General features: G+C 57.2%; 4 protein-coding genes. 3 read left to right on the plus strand and 1 reads right to left on the minus strand.

Going from position 1 to position 4,846, the window contains the following annotated elements:
* Window positions 1-1,245 (minus strand): DUF7096 domain-containing protein (locus tag QT222_RS08395; RefSeq protein ID WP_491476905.1); only part of this gene is annotated, 1,245 nt, incomplete at its 3' end.
* A 235-nt stretch (window positions 1,246-1,480) separates the two neighbouring features.
* Between QT222_RS08395 and QT222_RS08400 the strand changes: the two genes are divergently transcribed.
* From QT222_RS08400 to QT222_RS08410, 3 genes are all read left to right on the plus strand, one after another.
* Window positions 1,481-2,806, plus strand: coding sequence for a helix-turn-helix transcriptional regulator (locus tag QT222_RS08400; RefSeq protein ID WP_491476906.1), 1,326 nt, complete (start codon window positions 1,481-1,483; stop codon window positions 2,804-2,806).
* A 118-nt stretch (window positions 2,807-2,924) separates the two neighbouring features.
* Entirely contained in the window at window positions 2,925-4,079 is a 1,155-nt protein-coding gene (locus QT222_RS08405) for an acyl-CoA dehydrogenase family protein (RefSeq protein WP_004056964.1), read from the plus strand.
* A 77-nt stretch (window positions 4,080-4,156) separates the two neighbouring features.
* The coding region (locus QT222_RS08410; RefSeq protein WP_491476907.1) for an HAD family hydrolase at window positions 4,157-4,846 on the plus strand (690 nt) is incomplete at its 3' end.

Below are 4,846 nucleotides of genomic sequence, written 5' to 3' on the forward strand. Positions count from 1 at the left end.
TCCATCATCGTCATCCTCGTCATCTATCCCGAATCCATCATCGTCATCCTCGTCATCTATCCCGAATCCATCATCGTCATCCTCGTCACCCACCCCAAATCCATCATCGTCATCCTCGTCACCCACCCCAAATCCGTCGTCGTCATCGTCATCATCTATCCCGAATCCATCGTCGCTGTCTTCACTCTTCTCTTGGTCCTCTTCGTCCGCTTCATTCTCTTCGTCCGCTTCATCTCTCCCATCCTCATGTTCGGCTTCAGGACCCTCGAAGTCGGGCGATTTGACCTCTGATTCAAGGCGGAAAACCGTACCAGATGACCCGTCGACGCGGACTTCAGCATCACCCGTGAAGTTACCGCCGGTAAGTTCGAACTCGAACTCGTAGTAACCGGAATTGTCGTGGTCGTTCCCTTCGAGAAGTGACCAAGAACCATTTGATGGCGACCTGAGTTCGTTGCGGGCCATGTCGAGCGCGGCGGACTCGTTGATGGAGAAGGTAGTGTCGTTGTCGCGTTCGCGTTCAATCTCACGAGACGTTTCACCACCTTCGCTCTCGACGCTGATGGAAACCCCCTGGGTTGTCTCGATCTCAATTGTACCCATGGCCAGGCCGGTAAAGTGCTTCAACAGCGCCTCCGTACCGCTCCCAGTCACGGTATCGAGTTCGTCATCAATGGTCTGGAGCTGAACGTCGTCGAAGCCAGCGGTCGACAAACTCTCGTTGGAGACGTTTTTCGAACGGGTTTTGAGTTGCTCAACGCTCCGAAGAAGCTGTCCACTCCGCGCGTTGAGCGTTGCAATTCGTTGGGCATACTCCGAGCGGGTCAACTCACCGGATTCGTAGGCCTCGGTTGCTTCTTCGTAGCTATCGAGAATCTCTTCGGCACGCGCTTCGAGTTCTTCGGCCCGGTCAGCGATGACTACTGCTCGGTCAGCGTCCCTACCGGACGCAACCCGAACCTCGAACGCGCTTTCTTCCATTTCCGTTCGGACCTCGCTGTCCGTCTGGGAAACGATAGTCGTGAGTTGTTGGCCCACTGTGACCCTGATAGTTTGGTTCGCCGCGGAGTCATTGCCGGACGAGACAGTGGCCGTGTTATTCGCTGCGTACCAACCGTCAGTGTCGGCAGTAAACGCTACCGGGGTCGAGACAGTATTCGCTGCCCCGCTTGCCGCTGCTACGGGTGTGGCGACACCCAGCACCAGAGTACAGGCGAGCAGTACCGGGAGCAGTTTTCGCATCATATTTGTTTCCACTCTCGTCGGAGATATCATAAACCAGAATTACCGTGAGTACAGTTTTCGGTGAATTTCAAACTGTTTCAAATCGTTTCAGATTGTTGTACTTCGGAAATTCACACGTATCATAGGTTATAGCCTTCAATTACCCGTTCGAAAAGACATATCAAGAAAGATACTTAGAGATGTGAGACAGTCCACGCGGTTTATATATCGTACACTGCTACCCAGAGTCGTCTAGATGAATCGTCCCTCTGTGCGCACTATCCTCGTCAGTCTCATCGTCTTTAGTCTCGTCGGCGGAGCGCTCAGTGCTACCGGTGTGGCCACTGCACAGGTAGTTTCCATACCGACAGCAGCCACACAACCACAACCCAACATCGATACGACCGTTCTCAGAGTCACAGTCCACGAGAACACCTCTGCGACCTGGACACTCCAGGTCCGAACGCGACTCAAAACGAAACAGGACCTCACGGAGTATCGAGCGTTCCAATCGCAGTTCGAAAACGACACAAACAGTTTCCTCGGCCCGTTCGCAGCGCGAATCAATGGGACCGTTGATGCTGCGGAGCAAGCAACCGGTCGGGAAATGGACGCGACAGACTTCGCCGCGTCGACGAGCATCCAATCGCTGCCCCGGAAGTGGGGAGTAGTCACATACCAATTCCGATGGTGTAACTTTTCGACGCTCCGAGACGAGCAACTCGTCGTCGGTGATGTCTTCCAAAGCGGCCTGTTCATCGCTGAGAACGACACGCTCGAAGTGGTTTCACCTCCCGGCTACCGAATCAACTCAGTCAACCCACGTGCAACACAACGTGACGACGGCATTGTCTCATGGGATGGCCCCGAATCGTTTGCCAACGGACAACCACTCGTTGTCTTCGAGCCACGTGAATCAAATACGAATGCGACGAATGCGACGAATGCGACGAATACGACGAATACGACACCAGTAACAGAACCGAGCCGTGTAGCCAGTAACTGGCAGGTCGTTGGTGGTCTCGCGGTCGTCGGCGTGCTGTTCGTATTCGTGATCAGCACTCGATGGCGTAACTTGGAGGGTTCCGGTGGGGGAGTAGAAACAAGTGCTGATATCAGTGACGGGGCTGTCGGCGGACCCAACAGTGGATACGTCGACAGCAGCCCAGCCCAGATTGACGACGGTGGCGTCGATGACGCTGGCAACGGTAATAGCGCCGATGATGACGACGATTCCACCGATGGGGACACTAGTACTGACGACGGTAGGGAACAGACGAGGGATGGCACAGAACAGACGAAGAGCGGCCCAACATCCAAGTCAGTAGACCAGCATCCGACTGGGACCGAACCATCCGCAAAGAAGCAGCCAATCTTGACCGACGAAGACCACGTTCGGAAGGTCGTCAAAGATGCTGGTGGTCGAATCCGACAGAAGGACATAGTGACAGAACTCGAGTGGTCGAAATCGAAGGTGTCTCGGGTGCTCTCGCGCATGGAGGACGACGGGTTGGTAAAGAAACTCCGACTCGGGCGCGAGAACATCGTCGAACTCGTCTCAGAGTCTGACGAAGAATCGTAGGCTCCGTAGTAGGTGACTGGCGCGGCGATTCCGTCTTTTCTCTATTTTTCCACCTACACAAGTTTTGAGTTGTTTATAGTGTCAAAAACATTATTGGTGAAGTGTGTGACCATCAATCATGGACTACAACCTCTCAGACGAACAGCGAGCCATCCGAGACGAAGTCCGGCGGTTCGCGGAGAACGAGATTGCACCCGTCGCGGGCGAGTACGACGAGGAAGAGAAGTATCCCTACGAAATCGTCCAGAAGGCGGCCGAGATGGGGCTGACGGGCGCACACTTCCCCGTCGAGTACGGCGGCGTCGGTTACTCGTCATTCGAGAACGCGTTGGTCACAGAAGAGTTGTTCGCGGTCGACCCCGGTATCGGTCTCTGCATCACGAGCGCCGGATTCGGCGCGGAAGCCATCATCAACTTCGGGACTGAAGACCAGAAAGAGCGCTTCCTGCCTCCCATCGTCGACGGCGAGTCAGTCATGGGTACGGCAATCAGCGAACCACAGGCAGGGTCCGACGTAACGTCCGTCCGAACCACCGCCGAGAAAGACGGCGACGAGTGGGTCATCAACGGCAACAAGATGTGGATTACCAACGGGACCGTCGGTGATTACTTCGTCGTCATGTGCCAGACCGACCCCGACGCGGACGACCGGTACTCGGGATTCTCGCAAATCATCGTCGAAGCGGATAGAGACGGTTTCTCGGCCGACAAAATCACTGGAAAGATGGGGATTCGCGCCAGCGACACCGCCGAACTCATCTTCGACGATGTTCGCGTGCCCGAAGAGAATCTCGTCGGAACCCGCGGGATGGGCTTTCTCCAACTCATGCAGTTCTTCGATGAGACGCGGACCGCCGTTGCTGCGCAGGCGGTCGGTATCGCCAAGGGTGCCTGCGAGCAGGCACTCGACTACGCCAAAGAACGGGAGCAGTTCGGTCGCTCCATCAGCGACTTTCAGGCTGTTCAGCACAAACTCGCCGAGATGCACACCGCCACCGAGGCGGCCCGGCAGTTGACGTACAAGTCCGCATGGAGCGTCGACAACGACGAAGGCCAGTTGACCGCGCTGGCGTCGATGGCCAAAGAGTTCGCTTCTAACGTCGCAACCGACGTGGCCGACGAAGCCGTCCAGATTCACGGCGGGGCCGGGTTCGTCAACGACCACGACGTGGAGCGACTCTACCGCGACGCGAAAATCACGCAGATATACGAAGGGACGTCGGAGATTCAAAAGAACGTTATCGCCCGTGAACTGCTCGGGAAGGGCATCTAACAGCCTAACAGGCGGTTTCCCGACCGCACTTCCGAGTTCGGGATGACCGTTTTATTCTTCGCTCTCGTAATTCAGGAGTGGCACCTTTCGACGCGATACTGTTCGACCTCGATGGGACGCTCTGTACAAACGACCAATGCGGCGAGACCATCTACAACGGAGCGTTCGCCGCTGCTGACATCGAGCGCTTCGGTGACCCCGCCGACCTCTGGGCAGCGCTCGACGGCCCGCCGGACCCTGACAACCCTGAAGCGCACCTCACAGCAAGCTTCGAGCGGGTGGCAGCGCAGTACGGCCGCGAGTCGGTCGATGCGACGGCGCTCGCCCGTGGGTTCCTCGAAACAGTCGACCACACAGCCGTCTCGTTCTTGCCGGGTGCTAAGGCGGCGCTTTCGGCGGCCCGCGCCCGGTCACACGTCGGCCTCGTCACTAACGGGCCGGAACGCCGCCAGTCGGTCAAACTCGATGCACTCGGTATCGACGACGCGTTCGACGTGGTCGTCTTCGCCGGTGACATGCCGCGGCGAAAACCGCATCCGGACCCCTTCGACCGAGCGCTCGACGCACTTGATGTCGGTCCCGCCGTGAGTCTCTACGTCGGCAATTCGCTGGAGTTCGATGTCGGCGGCGCACAGCGCGCCGGCCTCGATGCCGCGTGGTGCCCGGACGACACTGGAACCGACCTCGACCCGGGAGCCTACACTCCCGAGTACGTCCTGCAGTCGCTCCACGAGTTCACCGATATTCTCGATACCCATTCTGATGTT

This window comes from Haloferax sp. s1, from assembly GCF_058382125.1.